Source organism: Variovorax sp. W1I1, from assembly GCF_030815625.1.
Lineage (GTDB): Bacteria > Pseudomonadota > Gammaproteobacteria > Burkholderiales > Burkholderiaceae_C > Variovorax > Variovorax paradoxus_C.
Map to the genome: position 1 here is coordinate 6,809,107 of NZ_JAUSWZ010000001.1, position 16,551 is coordinate 6,825,657.

The 16,551-nt window shown below is 67.1% G+C and carries 13 protein-coding genes; all 13 read left to right on the plus strand.

What is annotated here, in order from left to right; all coding sequences use genetic code 11:
* Nucleotide 1: 1 nt before the first annotated feature.
* The 13 genes from QFZ83_RS31635 to QFZ83_RS31695 are packed head-to-tail and all read left to right on the plus strand — an operon-like array spanning nucleotide 2 to nucleotide 16,500.
* Nucleotides 2-3,070 carry a type VI secretion system Vgr family protein gene (locus QFZ83_RS31635; protein WP_307512336.1) on the plus strand — a complete coding sequence of 1,023 codons (3,069 nt, stop codon included), beginning with the start codon at nucleotides 2-4 and terminating at the stop codon, nucleotides 3,068-3,070.
* A gap of 21 nt (nucleotides 3,071-3,091) precedes the next feature.
* A complete protein-coding gene (locus QFZ83_RS31640; RefSeq protein ID WP_307512337.1) occupies nucleotides 3,092-5,686 on the plus strand; it encodes a DUF2169 domain-containing protein in 2,595 nt (864 codons plus the stop codon).
* Nucleotides 5,683-6,735 carry a pentapeptide repeat-containing protein gene (locus tag QFZ83_RS31645; RefSeq protein WP_307512338.1) on the plus strand — a complete coding sequence of 351 codons (1,053 nt, stop codon included), beginning with the start codon at nucleotides 5,683-5,685 and terminating at the stop codon, nucleotides 6,733-6,735. Before QFZ83_RS31640 ends, QFZ83_RS31645 begins: the two co-directional genes overlap by 4 nt.
* 53 nt (nucleotides 6,736-6,788) lie before the next feature.
* Nucleotides 6,789-7,454: a DUF3540 domain-containing protein gene (locus tag QFZ83_RS31650; protein ID WP_307512340.1), complete on the plus strand. Its 666-nt coding sequence runs from the start codon at nucleotides 6,789-6,791 to the stop codon at nucleotides 7,452-7,454.
* Nucleotides 7,455-7,476: 22 nt separating this feature from the next.
* Complete coding sequence (locus QFZ83_RS31655; protein WP_307512342.1) at nucleotides 7,477-7,872, plus strand: DUF4150 domain-containing protein; 396 nt, start codon at nucleotides 7,477-7,479, stop codon at nucleotides 7,870-7,872.
* Between the two features lie 58 nt (nucleotides 7,873-7,930).
* Complete coding sequence (locus QFZ83_RS31660; protein ID WP_307512345.1) at nucleotides 7,931-10,309, plus strand: type VI secretion system Vgr family protein; 2,379 nt, start codon at nucleotides 7,931-7,933, stop codon at nucleotides 10,307-10,309.
* Between the two features lie 21 nt (nucleotides 10,310-10,330).
* Entirely contained in the window at nucleotides 10,331-10,813 is a 483-nt protein-coding gene (locus QFZ83_RS31665) for a DUF6484 domain-containing protein (RefSeq protein ID WP_307512347.1), read from the plus strand.
* A 21-nt stretch (nucleotides 10,814-10,834) separates the two neighbouring features.
* Complete coding sequence (locus QFZ83_RS31670; protein ID WP_307512349.1) at nucleotides 10,835-11,932, plus strand: DUF2169 domain-containing protein; 1,098 nt, start codon at nucleotides 10,835-10,837, stop codon at nucleotides 11,930-11,932.
* A 3-nt stretch (nucleotides 11,933-11,935) separates the two neighbouring features.
* Nucleotides 11,936-12,961 (plus strand): hypothetical protein, encoded by a 1,026-nt coding sequence (locus QFZ83_RS31675; RefSeq protein WP_307512351.1) that lies wholly within the window; start codon nucleotides 11,936-11,938, stop codon nucleotides 12,959-12,961.
* The gene (locus tag QFZ83_RS31680) at nucleotides 12,961-14,064 is read left to right on the plus strand and encodes a PAAR-like domain-containing protein (protein ID WP_307512352.1); all 1,104 of its coding nucleotides are present in this window, start codon (nucleotides 12,961-12,963) and stop codon (nucleotides 14,062-14,064) included. The genes QFZ83_RS31675 and QFZ83_RS31680 overlap by 1 nt, the downstream gene beginning before the upstream one ends.
* Before the next feature lie 51 nt (nucleotides 14,065-14,115).
* Entirely contained in the window at nucleotides 14,116-15,069 is a 954-nt protein-coding gene (locus QFZ83_RS31685; protein WP_307512353.1) for a hypothetical protein, read from the plus strand.
* Nucleotides 15,066-16,340, plus strand: coding sequence for a TIGR02270 family protein (locus QFZ83_RS31690; protein WP_307512354.1), 1,275 nt, complete (start codon nucleotides 15,066-15,068; stop codon nucleotides 16,338-16,340). Before QFZ83_RS31685 ends, QFZ83_RS31690 begins: the two co-directional genes overlap by 4 nt.
* Before the next feature lie 7 nt (nucleotides 16,341-16,347).
* On the plus strand, nucleotides 16,348-16,500 hold the full coding sequence (locus QFZ83_RS31695) for a hypothetical protein (RefSeq protein WP_307512356.1): 153 nt from the start codon (nucleotides 16,348-16,350) through the stop codon (nucleotides 16,498-16,500).
* Nucleotides 16,501-16,551 lie beyond the last annotated feature (51 nt).

A 16,551-nucleotide genomic window follows, 5' to 3' on the forward strand; every position in this document is an offset into this window, starting at 1 on the left:
AATGGCCGACCACGAGTTCCGCATCGAGACCGATTCACCCGCCAAGGACGACCTGATGTTCTGGCGCATCGTGGGTCACGAGGCGCTCGCGCGCCCCTCGGCGTACGAGCTCACGGTGCTCTCGAAGAACAAGGCGCTCGATGCCAAGGACATCCTGGGCCGTGCGTTCGACGTGGTCATCGAGTTCCAGGACAAGGACGGCGGCAAGCACGAGCGGCATTGCCAGGGCCATGCGGTGCGCTTCGTGCGCGCGGGTCATGTGGGCCGGCATTTCGAATACCGCATCACGCTGCGCTCGTGGTTCTGGCTGCTCACCAAGCGCACCAACTCGCGCATCCTGCAGGACAAGAAGATCCTGGAGGTGCTCGATGCCGTGTTCGAAGACAGCCCCATCAAGCGCTTCAAGAAGACCAAGGCCGGCAACGTCATCGGCACCCACACGCCCCGGCGCTACTGCGTGCAGCACCAGGAGAACGACTACCAGTTCCTCTCGCGCCTGCTGGAGGACGAGGGCATCTACTACTGGTTCGATGCGCACGATGCGCCCGGCACCATGCACCTGTCGGACGCGAGCGATCTCGCGCACGAGAAGCTGCCGGTGGACGGCACGCTGCGCTACATGCCCAGCGATGCGAGCGAGGCGCGGCACAACGAGATTTCGCGCTGGATCAGTTCGCGCCAGTTCGACACCGGCAAGCAGGCCTCGCGCGACAGCGACTTCAAGGCGATCAAGAAGAAGCTGGGCGCCACCATCGACGTGAAGGACGACCATGAGCTGGCCGACTTCGAGGAGTTCGAATTCCCGGGCGGCTATTTCACGGGCGACGACGGCGAGAACCGCACCAAGCTGCGCGGCGACGAACTCAACGCGCGCCGCGACCGTCACTGGGCGCTGACCACCTGGCCCGACGTGACGGCCGGGCGCAGCTTCAAGTTCGAAGGCGATCCCGACGGCACGCGCAACGGCGACTACGTGATCGCGGCCTGCACCTTCATGGCGAGCCATCCGGGCTACGAAAGCGTCGGCGTCGGCATGGCCGTGACGCAGGACGTGCGCACTGCGATGACCGAGGTGCTGCGTGACGATGCGGTGAACGCCGACACGCTGCAGGTGCTGGAAGACCTGATCGCCAGCACGCCGATGCTCAACACCTCGCAGCCGGGCACCAGCGCATTCTTGATCACGGCGATCCCGCTGGAGCGCGCCTACCGGCCGCCGCGCCTCACGCCGCGCGTGACCATGCCCGGGCCGCAGACCGCCATCGTGGTCGGCCCGGCCGGCGACGAGCTGCACGTGGACGACCACGGCCGCGTGAAGGTGCACTTTCACTGGGACCGCTACGACGAGAGCAACGAGAAGTCGACCTGCTGGGTGCGCGTGTCGCAGCCCTGGGGCGGCAAGGGCTGGGGCGGGTATTTCATTCCGCGCATCGGCCAGGAGGTGATCGTCGACTTCCTGAACGGCGATCCGGACCGGCCGGTGATCGTCGGCCGCGTCTACAACGACGACCAGCCCATTCCCTACAAGTCGCCCACGCAGAGCGGCTTCAAGACCCGCTCCACGCCCGGGGGCGGTCCCGCGAACTACAACGAGATCATGTTCGAGGACAAGAAGGGCGAGGAGAACATCAACATCCACGCCGAGCTGGACATGAGCCGCAGCGTGGAGCGCGACGATTCGACCACGGTGGACAGGGACCAGTCGGTGACCGTGAAGCGCGACCAGACCGAGCACGTGGACCGGGACCGCAAGAGCACGGTCACGCGCAACGAGACCACCATGGTGGTGGTCGACCAGAAGAACACGGTCAAGGGCAACCAGAACAACCAGGTGGTGGGCAACCGGACCACGCATGTCGACACCGACGACAAGACCATCGTCACAGGAACGAGCCTCACCGACGTGACCGGCGCGCGCACCGACACCTCGCGCGCCGGCGAGACGCGCAACGTGATCGGCAACCAGAGCATCACCGTGAGCGGCAACCTGACCTACAAGGCCGCGAAGATGAGCTTCGAGGCGGGCCACATCGACTGGCTGGTCACGGGCGCGAGCTCCAAGTACATCACGGTGCCCACCGGGCCGCTGCACCTGATGGCCAACAAGATCAAGCTCCTGAGCAACACCGGCATCGAGTTGCTGGCGGTAGGCAGCCTGGACGCGACCTCGTGCGGCTCGAACACGACCGTGCTGGGCCCGAACACCAGCGGCTACATCGGCAACAACAGCGAGGCCAACCTGGGCCTCACACGCTCGACCTTCATGGGCCTGAGCATGGAAAACGCGCTGGCCGTGGCCATCTCCAATTTCATCGGGGTGCAGATCGAGAACACGCTGGCCGTGAAGCTGATCGGTGTCGCCGGCTCGGAGATCGAGGCCGCGCCCACCGCCGTGGAAGCGCACGTGCTCAAGACCTTCGTGCCCGGAGGCGGCGCAGGGGGCGGCGCGGATGCGGCCGCCGTCGCGGCCGCGCTGGGCGCCGTCGTCGGCGTGAAGAGCGCGATCGCCGACGTCGGCGCGACGCTCAAGCAATATGCCGATGCCGCCAAGCAGCTGAACGACGCGGCCGACGATGCCGACGATGCCGATTTGCCGGGACTCGCGGAACGGCTGCGGGCGCTCTCGCGCATCACGAGCCGGCGCCGCGCCGAAGGGATCATTGCCGCGATTCCCGTGATCGGAACGGTCCCCGTGGTGCTGGCCGAGGGAATCATTGCCGGCGCAGGGCTCAAGACCGGCGCCGAACGGCGTGCGGACGACACAGCCACGCTGGCCGACGGAACCGCCGCGCCGCCGCCACCCCCACCGCCGCCGCCGGGCCAGCCTGAGCCGAGAGAGCCGACCTCGGAATGGACGCCTGCGCCGCCACCACCGCCGCCACCACCGCCACCGCCGCCACCGCCGCCGCCGCCGCCACCACCGCCACCGCCACCGCCACCACCACCGCCACCGCCACCGCCACCACCGCCACCGCCACCGCCACCGCCACCGCCACCGCCACCGCCACCGCCACCGCCACCGTCCGATCCCATGGACGGCGGAGTGCCGCCGAGCGGCGGGGTGCCCTGAGAGAGAACGCCGGACGCGACCATGCAAGTCCTCAAACCACAGGCGCTGGGCCTCTCGACGCGCCCGATCGAATTCCGCAAGCGCTTCGGACTGAGCATCAGCGCCTGTCTGCACCTGCCTTTTGCACAGGGCGAGCGCGGCACGCTGTGGGCCGAGCAGTCGATGTGGTCGTTCCTGGCCAAGGAGATGGCCCAGCCGCTGATCGACGAAGGCGTTGCCAAGCTCACGCCGGAGTTCCTGGTGCATGGCAAGGCGTACGCGCCCGCGGACAGGCCCAGTGCCTGCGCTGTGCGGGCCCGCTTCGGCATGCTCGAGAAAACCCTGCTGGTGTTCGGCGATCGCCACTGGGACGGCGCGCGCCCGAGCGCGCCTGCGCCTTTCAGCGAAATGCCGCTCGACTGGAGCCGCGCCTATGGCGGGCGGGACCATCCGCCCAACATGGCCGGCCGCGGCCGCGAGAAGGTCGATGGGGTGGCCTGGCTGCCCAATACCGAGCTGCCCCACGACCGCCTGCTGCGTCCGGAACAGGCCATCGCCCCGGCCGGCTTCGGCGCACTGGACCTGATGCATCCGCAGCGCGCGCAGTACCGCGGCACCTACGACGCCGACTACCTCAAGCAGCACGCGCCCGGGTTTGCACCGGACACCGACTGGCGCTACTTCAACCTCGCGCCGTCCGACCAGTGGATGGGCGCCCCGCTCGCGGGCGACGAGTCCTTCTCGTTCGAGAACATGCACCCCGGCAAGCCGCTGGTCGAAGGCCGCCTGCCGGGCATGCGCGCGCGCGTGTTCGTCGGCTACCGGATGGAGGGCGCCGAGCCCAAGATCCGCGAAGTGCCGCTGCGGCTGACGACCGTGTGGTTCTTTCCGCATGCGGAGCGCTGCATCGCGATCTTCCAGGGGCTGGCCGAAGTCGGCACCGACGACGGCTCCGACGTGGTGAGCCTCATGGGCGCGGTCGAGCGCATCGGCGAGGTTCGGCCCGACGCGCACTACCTGGATGCCGCCGCCAAGCGCGCCGACCCGAAGATGGGCCCGGTGTACGCCATCGTCGACAGCGACCTGCTGCCCGAAGGCGTGGACACCGCGGACCCCGACGTCGAGGCCGCGAAGGCGCCCTTCGCCATCGAAGGCCTGCAGGCCGAGGCGCAGTACCGCCGCGCGGAGATGGATGTGGAGTTCGCGCGCGACAAGGCCATCGAGATGGGCCAGAACCCCGATGCGCTGGGTATCAAGATGCCGCCGCGCGAAAAGGTGCCGACCGGCGACGCGCTGCCGGCCTACCTGGAAAAGCAGATGAAGGTGTCCGAGGCCCAGCAGTGGGCCGCGGTGGAAGACGCCGTCACGGCGCTGGAGAAGGCGCTGGCGATGGCGGACTACACCAACCTGGATATCGCCGCCGTGCAGCATCGCGGCCCGCCCCTGTACGACCCCGACAAGCACGTGGCCGAGATGAAGGCGCTGGCCGCGGGAAGCGCCAACCCGCCCGACCTCGCGCCGATGTACGGCAAGCTCTGCCAGATCGAGGACGCCAACCGCATGGGCTACCTGCAGTCCGCGCATGCGCAGTTGCCGGCCTTCCCGATGCCCGCGGAAGCTGCAGCGAAACTGCGCAGTGAAATGAGTCGTGCGAGCGCGGCCGGCATCAAGTTCTTCGCGGGCATCGACTTGACCGGCGCGGACCTCTCGGGCCTGGACCTGCGCGATGCGAACTTCGAGGGCGCGTGGCTGGAGAGCGTCGATTTCAGGAACAGCAATCTCTCGGGTGCCAACTTCGCCAGTGCGGTGCTGGCCCATGCGAACCTGGAAGGCGCGATCGCCATCGGCGCGAAGTTCGGCAAGGCCAACCTGGGCAAGGCGATCCTGGCGCGCGGCGTGTTCGACGACGCGGACTTCACCGAGACCATGTTCATGCATTGCGCGTTCGCCGGCACCCAGATGCGCCGCGCCGGGTTCATGAAGGCCAACCTGCTGGAGACGACCTGGGGCGATGCCGACTGGTCCGGTGCCCAGCTCTCGGGCCAGACTTTCTACAAGCTCGACCTGCGCGGCATGCGTTGGCCGGAGGCGGACCTCTCGGCCTGCAACTTCATCGAGTCGGACCTGTCGGGCGTGGACATGCACGCGGCCCAGTTGGCCAGCGCCACCTTCGCCACCTGCAAGCTCGATGGCGCGAAGCTGATGGGCGCGCAGTGCGTGGGCGCCGTGGCGGTCAAGGATTCCAGCCTGGTCGCAGCGGACATGAGCCAGGCTAACCTGCGCAACTTCAACTTCGGAGCCTCCGACATGCGCGGCGCGAAGCTCGTGCGCGCGGTGCTCGACGGCGCCAACCTCTGCGAGGCGCAATTGCAGGATGCGGACCTGCGCCTGGCCAGCGCCAAGGGCGCGCTGCTGCGCAAGGCCGGCTGCGCGAACGCGCTGCTGTCGGGCGTGAATTTCAGCGACGCGATCTTGCAGTCGGCGAACCTGCGCGGTGCCGACCTGCGCCGCAGCAACCTCTTCGGCGCCGACTTGAGCCGCGTGCGCCTGGATGGATCGACCAGCTTCGATGGCGCACTGCTCAAGCGGGCGCGCACCTGGCCGCGCCTGACACCAGAGCAACAGGCATCCGCATGAAGCCGAGTCTCCTGGCCATCGCAGTCAGCGTCGGCGAGACGCTGGAAGGCCTTGACCTCTCCAAGGGACAGTACGCCGGCCTGCCGCTGGGCGGCGCCACGTTCTCGCGGGTCGATTTCGCCGAGGCCGACTTCCGCGGCGCCGATCTCCGCGAGGCCGTGTTCGACCAGTGCGAGATGCGCGGTGCCATCGCCTCGGGCGCGAACCTGCGCAAGGCCGTCTTCAACCGCTGCCGTCTCGACCACGCGGACCTGCGCGAGGCCAACCTGCATGGCGCGGTCTTCACCGAGTGCGACATGGCGCATGCGCAGCTGGCGCAGGCCGCGATGTCGATGGCCACGGTGTCCCGCTGCAAGCTGGACCACGCGAGCCTGCGCGGCGCGCGGCTCGACTCGGCCGTCATCACCCATTCGGGGCTGCTGGACGTGTGCGCCGACGACACGCACTGGCAATACACCACCATGGAGGCCTGCGACCTCACGCACCTCACATGGACGGGCGCCCGCATGCTGCGCAACGTGTTCTTCCGGACCTCGCTCAAGGGCATGTCGTTCGCGGGGCTGGACCTGGAGGGCTGCCAGTTCACGGCGGCCGACCTGAGCGGCGCCGACTTCAGCGGCATCACGCTCAGGCAATGCAACTTCCAGAGCGCCACGCTGGACGGGGCGCGCTTCACCAAAGCCGTGGCGCCCTCGACGATCTTCTGCGAGGTGGTGGGCCGGGGCGTCGACTTCTCGGGGGCGGGGCTGCGGCAGGCGCTGTTCACCGGCGCGACGCTGGCCGAGGCCAATTTCGCGGGCTGCGACCTGTACCAGACGCATTTCGCGGGCGCGAAATTGCAGGGCGCCAATTTCACCGGCGCGGAACTGACCTATGCCGATTTCCGGCACGCCGACCTGCACGCGGCCGACCTGCGCCAGGCCACGCTGCTGCGTACCGTGCTGCACGGCGCCAACACTGAGAACGCACAGATGAGCGACCGCGCGCGTGCCCTCGAATCCGATCCCGAACTCGCGCAATCCGAGCGCTGGCAACCGCTGGTCGCCTGATGCATCGAACGCATTCAATGAACACAGTCACAAGGCAGACAGGGGAGCCCGCCATGAACGAAACGATGCACAAGCCCGCCGCGCCTCGCGCCCGCCGGCGCCAACCGGCCAAGGCCATCACGGGCGAGTGGTGCGTGGGGGTTCTCTCGACCGGCCACACAGGCAAGGAGGGCGCGTTGGTCGTCGCGAGCGGCGACCTGCGCCTGCACGCCACGCGCGCTGCGAGCTGCCTGCTCGAACCGGCGGCCGGCGACAGCGTGGCGTGCCTGCGCATCGCTCCGAACGAGGTCTGGATCATGGCCGTGCTACAGCGCGAGGAGAGCACGCCCAACGTGGTGAGCTGCGCGGGCCACATGCGCATCGCGGTGCAAGGCGGCGCGCTGGAGCTGGAGGCGGCGCGCGTCGGCCTCAAGTCGCAGCAGCTGGACATCGCCACCGAGAAGACCACCGTCGCCACCGAGACCGCTGACGTCGTGGGCCGCCAACTGCGCGTGATCGGCACCAGCATCAAGGTGATCGGCTCGATCATGTCGTCGGTGATGGACCGGGTGCAGCACTTCAGCAAGAGCTACCTGCGCACCACAGAGGGCATCGACCGCGTGGCGGCCACGCACCTGGAATGCGAAGCCACGCAGCTGATGCGGCTGGAGGGCGAGCACACGTTGATCAATGGCCGCGAACTCATCAAGGCGCGCGGCGCGCAGATCCATTTCGGTTGAAGACAAGAAGAAAGACGCCGTCATGTTCGCCAATTGCCAGCTGATGGGCACAGACATGGGGTTTCCCGATGTCTGCATCACGCCCGCCGCGCCGTCGCCGATTCCGGTTCCCTATCCGAACATCGCGATGGGACCGATGGCGATTCCCAACTGCCCGATGGTGCTGATCATGGGCGCGCCCGCCCACAATCTGGGAACCACCATTCCCATGACCAACGGGGACAACCCCGGCGTGCTGCTGGGCGTGGCCTCGGGCACCGTGATGGGGCCCAGCCGTCATCTCACCGGCGCGTTCACCGTGCTGCTGCACGGCATGCCCGCGTCGCGCCTGACCAGCGTTTCGCTGCAGAACAGCACCAACTGCCCGGGCGTGCGCACAGTGCCGAGCCAGACGTTGGTTGTGCTGCTGGCGCCCTAGAAGAAAACAACGGCAATCACCGGCGCCCCAGCGCCGCGGAAGGGGAGAAGGCCAACCCATGGCTGATCACGAGTTCCGTATCGAAAGCGATTCGCCCACCAACGGCGAACTGATGTTCTGGCGCATCGTCGGCCACGAGGCGCTCGCGCGTCCGTCCACCTACGAACTCACCGTGCTCTCGAAGAACCGCGCGCTCGACGCCAAGGACATCCTGGGCCGCGCGTTCGACGTGGTCATCGAGTTCCAGGACAAGGACGGCGGCGTGCACCAGCGCCACTGCCAGGGCCATGCGGTGCGCTTCGAGCGCACCGGCCACGTGGGGCGGTACTTCGAATACCGCATCGGCCTGCGCTCGTGGTTCTGGCTGCTTTGCAAGCGCATCAACTCGCGCATCCTGCAGGACAAGAAAGTGCTCGAAGTGCTCGACGCGGTGTTCGAAGACAGCCCCATCAAGCGCTTCAAGAAGACGCAGACCAGCAACGTGATCAGCACCCACAACCCGCGGCGCTACTGCGTGCAGCACCAGGAGAGCGACTACCAGTTTCTATCGCGGCTGTTGGAAGACGAAGGCATCTATTACTGGTTCGACGCGCACGACGCGCCCGGGACCATGCACCTGTCTGACGCGAGCGACATCGCGCACGACAAGCTGCCCGTCGAGGGCACGCTGCGCCACGTGGCGAGCGACACCACCGAGGCGCGCCACAACGAGATCTCGCGCTGGGTGAGTGCGCGGCAGTTCGACACCGGCACCTACGCATCGCAGGACAGCAACTTCAAGTCGATCAAGAAGAAGCTGGAGGCCGCGGGCGGCGCGCCCGACAAGCACGAGCTGGCCGAGTTCGAGGCCTTCGAGTTCGCGGGCGGCTACTTCTCGGGCGGCGACGCGGACGACAAGGGCAAGCTGCGCGGCGAAGAGATCGTCGCGCGCCGCCAGCGCCACTGGGCGCTCACCACCTGGCCCGATGTGACCGCGGGGCGCAGCTTCACCTTCGAGGGCGACCCCGACGGCGCGCGCGACGGCGACTACGTCATCGCGGCCTGCACCTTCGCGGCGAGCCATCCGGGCTACGAGAGCATTCCCCACAGCACGCCGCGCATGCCGATCGAGCAGGCGCTGCGCGAAGCGCTCGACGACGATGCGGTGAACGCCGAGGCGCGGCCCGCGCTCGAAGCGCTGATCGCCAGTGCGCCCGCGCTGCGCACCGACCCGCAGGGCACGAGCGCCTTCCTGATCACCGCGCTGCCGATCGACGTGCCGTTCCGCCCGCCGCGCCTCACGCCCCGCGTGGTGATGCCCGGGCCGCAGTCGGCCATCGTGGTGGGGCCGGCCGGCGAGGAGATCCATGCCGACGACTTCGGCCGCGTGAAGGTGCACTTTCACTGGGACCGCTACGACAAGAGCGACGAAAAATCGACCTGCTGGGTGCGCGTGTCGCAGCCGTGGGCGGGCAAGGGATGGGGCGGGTACTTCATTCCGCGTATCGGGCAGGAGGTGATCGTCGACTTCCTGAACGGCGACCCCGACCGGCCGATCATCGTGGGCCGCGTCTACAACGACGACCAGCCGATCCCGTTCGGCTCGCACACGCAGAGCGGCTTTCGCACGCGCTCCACGCCCAAGGGCAGCGCCTCGAACTGCAACGAGTTCCGCTTCGAGGACAAGAAGGGCTCCGAGCAGGTGTACCTGCACGCCGAGAAGAACCAGGACATCGAGGTCGAGAACGACGAGACCCATTGGGTGGGCCACGACCGCACCAAGACCATCGACCACGACGAGACCACGCACGTCAAGCACGACCGCACCGAGACGGTGGACAACAACGAGACCATCACCGTGCACGGCCAGCGCACGGAAACGGTGGACAAGAACGAGACCATCACCGTCCACATGAACCGTACGGAGACGGTGGACCTGAACGAGACGATCTCCATCGGGCAGAACCGCTCGATCACCGTGGGGGCGAGCGAGACGGCGACGGTGGCGCTGCAGCGCACGCACACGGTGGGGATCAACGAGACGATCACCGTGGGCGCGGCGCAGGAAATCACGGTGGGCGCGATGCAGGCGGTGACGGTGGGGGCGAGCCAGACGATCAACGTGGGCGCGAACCAGTCGAGCAGCATCGGGGCGAACCGGTCGGTGAATGTGGGGGCGAACCTCTCCACCACCGTGGGAAAGAACGAATCGCGCAGCGTGGGCGAGGGGCGCACCACCAGCGTTGGGAAGGACGATTCGCTCACGGTCGGCAAGAACCTCGTCATCAGCGCGGGCGACTCGATCTCGATCACCACGGGCAGCGCAAGCATCACGATGAAGAAGGACGGGACCATCGTCATCAAGGGCAAGGACATCACGATCGACGCCTCGGGAAAGATCAACGCGAAGGCGAGCAGCGACATCGTGATGAAGGGTTCGAAGATCTTGCAGAACTGATTCCATTCACGGAGGTTGACCATGAGCGGCAGAGATGTGATCGAAGCGCAGTTGAAGGAAGAGGTGGCCCTTGCACCCTGGAATGCCGTCGCGACCGGCGAACTGCTGGCGCTGGCAGACGAGGGCAGCACGCCCATCGTGCGGATCGCGGGGCGGGCGAACGCAGCCGCGGTTCGTGCACGCACGGTGGTGGATCTTCACGGCGCGCACATCGGCAGCAGCGTCGTGCTGGTGTTCGAGGAAGCCGATCCGCAGCGGCCCATCGTGATGGGGGTCTTGCGCGGCACACAGGCGTGGCCGCTGCCCGAGGCCCCGGCACAGGTCGAGGTCGATGCCGACGGGGAGCGCATGCTGGTGAGCGCGCGCAGCCAGTTGGTCCTGCGCTGCGGAAAAGCCAGCATCACGCTGACGAAGGCAGGCAAGGTGCTGATCCAGGGCAGCTATGTGTCGAGCCGGTCGAGCGGTGTGAACCGCGTCAAGGGCGGTTCGGTCCAGTTGAACTGACGAACGGCCCGGCGGCGAATCATGGAACTCATCAATGCCACCCGGATGGTGACGGGCTACAACATGGGCCTGGAGCCCAGCGGGCGCGAACTGCTCGTGGTGGTCATCAAGGGCACTTTCCGATTTCCGCATCCCGAAGAACCGGAGGGCCATTTCGCATTGCACGAGACGCAGCTGCCGCTGGTGATGGCCGACACCTTCAGCGGAGCCCCGGGCTACTCGGCCCCGGTGTACGAAGTCGATTTCGCGCCGCGCAAGCCGCGCTGCGACATCCTGCTCGCGGGAAGCGCTCATGCGCCGCAGGGGCGTCCGACAACGCGTGTCGAGGTCGGCGTGCGAATCGGTGGATGGAGCAAGACGATGGCGGTCATCGGGCCGCGCCATTGGGAGTGCGGCCTGTCCGGCGCGAGCGCCACGCCGCCTGGCGTCTTCGTTCGGCAGCCGATTTCCTACGATGTGGCGTTCGGAGGCAGCGATGTGCGCCATGAGGACCCCGCGCAGCACGCGGCCTACATGCCCAATCCCGTCGGACGAGGATTTCATCGGCACATCAAGGCCGGCTGGGTCGATGGCGCCCCCTTGCCATCGACGGAGGAGGTGGACCACGCGGTACGCGAGCCGGGCGGAAGCTATCGGCCGATGGCCTTCGGGCCCGTGGGGCGTGGATGGGAGCCGCGCAGTCGTTTCGCCGGTACCTACGACCAGGTGTGGAGAGACGAGCACTTTCCTTTTCTGCCGCCCGATTTCGATGCGCAGTACTTCCAAGCGGCGCCCATGGACCAGCAGGTACCGCTGGATTACTTCGGCGCGGGCCCGACCGAGGTGCTGCTCGCGAATCTCACGCCGGAGGGCCTGACGCGCTTCACCATCCCGCACCTGGTTGCGCCGGTGCATGTCTTTCCCAGAACGGGCGAGCGAGAGGACTGCGCCGCGACGCTCGACACGGTCGTGATCGAACCCGATGCCCAGAGGTTCAGCCTGACCTGGCGTGTCGCTCGACCGCTGCGCAAAAGCATGTTCGAGATATCCCAGGTGCTGGTAGGAAAGAAGGGGCGGGAGTGGTGGCAGCAACGGGATTCGGTGCCTTTCCCGATCCCCGTCGTGATGGTTGCGGCCTGAGCCATGGCCGCATTGCCGATCGCCATTCAGAGTGCTGGCCTCGTGACCAGCGTCGGCCTGAGCGCGCCGGCCGCATGTGCGGCCATCAGGGCGAAACTGAAGAACCCGTGCGAGACGCGATTCGTGGACTCGATCGGCGAGTGGATCATGGCGCACGAGGTGCCAATGGACACGCCCTGGCGCGGGTTGCCCCGGCTCGCTCATATGGCGGCCATGGCTGTCGAAGACTGCTTGCGCGATGTGCCTCGGGCCGAGTGGCCTTCGATTCCGCTTCTGCTGTGCGTGGCCGAGCATGACCGGCCGGGCCGGCAGGAAGGCCTCGACGATCAGCTCTTTCTCCAGCTGCAACAGGTGCTCGGCGTGAGCTTCGCCGTGGAGTCCGCCATCGTGGCGCACGGTCGGGCGGGTGCGGGCGTGGCGTTGCTGCAGGCGCGCAAGCTGGTCCATGAACAGCGGCTGCCGGGGGTGCTGATCGTTGCTGCCGACAGCCTGCTGAACTGGCCGACGCTGGGGCACTACGAACGAAGCGGGCGTCTTCTCACCTCCCACAACTCCAACGGCTTCATGCCGGGGGAGGGCGCTGGCGCGCTGCTGGTGGGCTTGCCGGACGGGCAGCCGCAGCTTCTTTGCGCCGGCATCGGTTTCGGGGTCGAGGCGGCGCACATCGACTCCGGCGAGCCTCTGCGCGCCGATGGCCTGGTGGCCGCCATTCGCGCCGCGACGGACGACGCCGGATGTGAAATGCACGATCTCGACTTTCGCATCGCGGATATCTCGGGCGAGCAGTACTACTTCAAGGAGGCCGCGCTCGCGCTGTCGCGCACGATGCGCCGGCTCAAGGAGGAGTTCGACCTGTGGCATCCGGCCGAATGCACCGGCGAGGCGGGCGCGCTGTCGGGCATCTCGCAGGTCGCCGTTGCCGATGCGGCCTGCCGCAAAGCCTACGCGCCGGGCCGCAATGTGCTCTTGCACATGGCCAATGACGCGGGCCAGCGCTGCGCCGTCGTTCTGGCATTCGGGAGCGCCTGATGGGCAACCAGGTCTATGCCAACGAGATGGAGGTGTCCTGCAAGGCCGCCGACGGCAAGTCGCTGTGCGCCTTCCCCGACAGCTGTTTCACGCCGCCCTTAACCCCCGCCACGCCGCCCGGCACGCCGCTGCCCTATCCGAACACAGGGCTGGCCAGCGACTCGAGCGACGGCTCGACAACCGTGAAGATTTCCGGCCAGGAGGTCATGCTCAAGAACAAGTCGTACTTCAAGCGCAGTTCGGGCGACGAAGCCGGCTGCGCGCCCAAGAAGGGCGTCGTCACGAGCACGAACATGGGCAAGGTCTACTTCAACGCCTGGTCGATGGACGTGCTGATCGAGGGTGAGAACGTGGTGCGCCATCTGGACCTGATGACGCACAACCATGGCTCGGTGCCGGGCAACACCGCGACCTGGCCTTATCTGGATGCGATGACCGGCCCGCAACAGGAGAAGGCCTGCGGCGACGAAATGGCGGAGGTCAAGGCGCAATGCCCGAACTGCGAAAACAACAAGCATGCAGACGAGGATTGCCCGCCGCTCTATGCCAACGCGTCGAAGAACAAGGGATACAAGGACGACCCCTGCGTCAAGGCAAAGCGCTGCATGCTCGTGCCGTACTCGAAGCAGAACAACAAGAAAGGTGGCTGCTGCCCCGGACAGACCGCGCACCACATCGTCCCGAAGCACCACTTTCCCGCGAGCGAGTTCCCGGGGTACGACCAGGGGGCCGCCCCCTGCGTATGCGCCGAGGGGCACTCATGGCACCGCAACTGCGAGGCGCCGTTCAACAAGGCCGACAAGACACACCCTCAGATGCATGACATCCAGGACGCCGCCGAAAGGGAGTGCATCGACATCGTGGAGCAGAACATTGCGGCGGGTGAAGACGTGGGCAGGCGCACAGCGGACCATGCTTGCAACTACGACGAGGTTCGCGACCAGGGCATCGACGCGCATCACCAGTGCTTTCCCAACGACGATCCGGCATGCAGCGACAAATGCCTGGCAGCGCAGATCAATGCCTACCACCGGCAGCAGAGCGTGGGCATTCGGGACGGAACGCTGGTGCATACCAAGCCCGTGGGCGCCGCGGACGACTGACGGATCGGCAACGCGTCGATATCCAACGCAATCGAGAAGGAACATCCCGACATGACGACTTCACAGGAATTTTCCGTTGCGGACAGCGTCATGGTCGATGTCCGCATCCTCGGGGCCGACCACTACGTGTTCGCCGCGCACAGCGAGCAGGGCTTGGCGCGAGGGGCCTATCGCTGCCAGCTCGTCGAGTATTTGCGAGGGCAATGGAGTTTGCTGGCATCGTGGCCATGGCAGGCGGTGGCACTCGAGATCGTTCCGCAGCCGCAAGGAACGAGGTTCGATGTTCTCGGACGCGATGGACAGGTGGGAAGCCTCGCGGGCGGCGTACAGACACAGGTTCACGTCGAACCCGGCAGACCTGTAGGCCCCTTCCGCGGACTGCGGGCCGTGAAGGGCACGCTGTTCGCGTTCGGCATGAAGCGCGAGGTCTACTGGCGCGATCCGTCCGATGCGTGGATCAGGATCACCGATGGCTTCGAGCCTGCGCCGGACCCGGCCCTCAGTTTCGCGGAGCGGATGAAAGCCCGGATCGGGAAGGTCGGAGGCATCAACGCCATCGCAACGGACACGCAAGGCTATCTCACCGGTTTCGGAATGCGTGGCGAGATCTGGCGCTTCGTCGTGGACCGCTGGAAGGCCGTCGACAGTCCCACCAACCTGATGCTGCTGGACGCGACCGAAGCCGAAGACGGAACGCTTTACGTCTGCGGCCAGATGGGGTTGCTGCTTCGAGGCGATGCGGACCGCTGGGCGCCGGTGAGTTATCTGGGGCCGCCGAAACTGGATTTCTGCGCGATCCAGTGGTTTGCCGGTGCCTTGTATGTTGCCGACGGCAACTCGCTGCGCGTGATGGAGGACGACGAGCTCAAGGTGGTCGACCATGGCGTCGAGGAGATCGTTCCCTGCGTGGTGCTTGCCGCTGCGCACGGGCAGATGCTGTCGATGGCGGGGCAGGAGGTCTGGCAGACCGCGGACGGCAGGCACTGGAAGTGCATTCTCGGATGAGCACCGTCGCCGTCGCGCGCCCTGTTCTTGCCGTCGTGCAGCAGCACGCCGAAGATGCCGCCGTGCTCGCGCGCACCCGGTCGGTACTTGCAGGTGCTCCGCAGGCAAAGCTGCGCCATCTGCGGCGGTTGGACGATCGTCTGGAGGCTCACCTCGACGGGTTGCGCATTGCGGGGGCGCTCGGGGCGCAGTTGTGCGATGCCGCGCTCGCGCGGCCGGGCGCCGGAGAGGCCTTCGTGATTACCGCGCTGGCGCTCGATGCCGAGGATGGCGAGCGTCTCGGAAAGATCTTCGCCTTGGCCGAGACGCTGCCAACGCTGCGGCCGGGCGTCGTCGATGCCTTCGAGTGGGCACCGACGTCGGCGTTGCGCGGAATCACGACGAAACTGATGCAGTCGCCGGATGCGTTCCAGCGGACGGTGGGCATCGCGGCGTGCGAGAGCCACGGGGTCGACGCCGGAGATGTTCTGGCGGCGTCATTGGTCGACACAGACGTGGACCTGCGTTCGCGGGCGCTGCGCGCAGCGGGCGCATGTGGCCGCACGGACCTGATCGCGGCCTGCATGGCGGCCTTGAACGACGAAGACCCCGAGTGCCGCTTCCAGTCGGCGCAGTCCCTGGCATGGCTCGGCGAGCAGCGTGTGGCCGCTGACGCGTTGAATACCCTCATGCGCGACTGTGTCGACTGCGGTGCGCGTGCCGCTGCGTTGTCCTTCAAGCTCGCGACGTTCGAACGGGCGGCGCCGATGTTCAAGGCGCTGCTCGACAAACCGGAGGGGCTTCGCACCGCGATCCGGGGCGCGGGCATCGTCGGTGATCCGCAAGCGGTTGCGTGGCTGATCGAGCAGATGGGCGACCCGAACGTCGCCCGGCTCGCCGGCGAGGCGTTCAGCCTGATGACGGGAGCCGACCTGGCGTGGCTCGATCTCGAACGCAAACCGCCCGACGGCGGCGAAGGGGGACCGACCGACGATCCCGCGGACGATGACGTCTCGCTGGAAGAGGACGAAAGCCTCCCGTGGCCAGACCCGGAGCGCGTGCGGACATGGTGGTCGATGCATGCCGGGCGCTTCCAGGCCGGTGAGCGCTATTTCATGGGGGCGCCGCCGTCGTGGTCCCATTGCGTCCAGGTGCTCGGGGATGCAGGCCAGCGTCAGCGTCTCGCCGCCGCCGAGTACCTCTGTCTCTTGCGCCCAGGTACCCCGCTCTTTCAGACGAGTGCTCCCGCATGGCGGCAGCAGCATCGGCTCGGCCACATGCCGGCGGCCTGAACGGCAAATGGCCGCGAAATACATTCTTGCCGCGTTCGCCATCGTCTTCTTGCTGATGGCGCTGGTGCGCGGCGCGGCGGGTGGCGCCGCCCGCACCTGGCTCCTCATCGCCCTCATCTTCGTCGCCGTCGCCGCCTGGCTGCAATGGCATACCTCTTAAGGCGAGATTGCCAACCCGCCCCACGGAATGAATACTCCTTCTGAGTTTTTT

What these genes read in the sequence shown, in the direction of transcription:
- QFZ83_RS31695 (WP_307512356.1), top strand. Translation starts at nt 16,348, where the DNA reads ATGGCCGCGAAATACATTCTTGCCGCGTTCGCCATCGTCTTCTTGCTG.
- QFZ83_RS31645 (WP_307512338.1), top strand. Translation starts at nt 5,683, where the DNA reads ATGAAGCCGAGTCTCCTGGCCATCGCAGTCAGCGTCGGCGAGACGCTG.
- QFZ83_RS31665 (WP_307512347.1), top strand. Translation starts at nt 10,331, where the DNA reads ATGAGCGGCAGAGATGTGATCGAAGCGCAGTTGAAGGAAGAGGTGGCC.
- QFZ83_RS31670 (WP_307512349.1), top strand. Translation starts at nt 10,835, where the DNA reads ATGGAACTCATCAATGCCACCCGGATGGTGACGGGCTACAACATGGGC.
- QFZ83_RS31635 (WP_307512336.1), top strand. Translation starts at nt 2, where the DNA reads ATGGCCGACCACGAGTTCCGCATCGAGACCGATTCACCCGCCAAGGAC.
- QFZ83_RS31660 (WP_307512345.1), top strand. Translation starts at nt 7,931, where the DNA reads ATGGCTGATCACGAGTTCCGTATCGAAAGCGATTCGCCCACCAACGGC.
- QFZ83_RS31655 (WP_307512342.1), top strand. Translation starts at nt 7,477, where the DNA reads ATGTTCGCCAATTGCCAGCTGATGGGCACAGACATGGGGTTTCCCGAT.
- QFZ83_RS31690 (WP_307512354.1), top strand. Translation starts at nt 15,066, where the DNA reads ATGAGCACCGTCGCCGTCGCGCGCCCTGTTCTTGCCGTCGTGCAGCAG.
- QFZ83_RS31685 (WP_307512353.1), top strand. Translation starts at nt 14,116, where the DNA reads ATGACGACTTCACAGGAATTTTCCGTTGCGGACAGCGTCATGGTCGAT.
- QFZ83_RS31650 (WP_307512340.1), top strand. Translation starts at nt 6,789, where the DNA reads ATGAACGAAACGATGCACAAGCCCGCCGCGCCTCGCGCCCGCCGGCGC.
- QFZ83_RS31675 (WP_307512351.1), top strand. Translation starts at nt 11,936, where the DNA reads ATGGCCGCATTGCCGATCGCCATTCAGAGTGCTGGCCTCGTGACCAGC.
- QFZ83_RS31680 (WP_307512352.1), top strand. Translation starts at nt 12,961, where the DNA reads ATGGGCAACCAGGTCTATGCCAACGAGATGGAGGTGTCCTGCAAGGCC.
- QFZ83_RS31640 (WP_307512337.1), top strand. Translation starts at nt 3,092, where the DNA reads ATGCAAGTCCTCAAACCACAGGCGCTGGGCCTCTCGACGCGCCCGATC.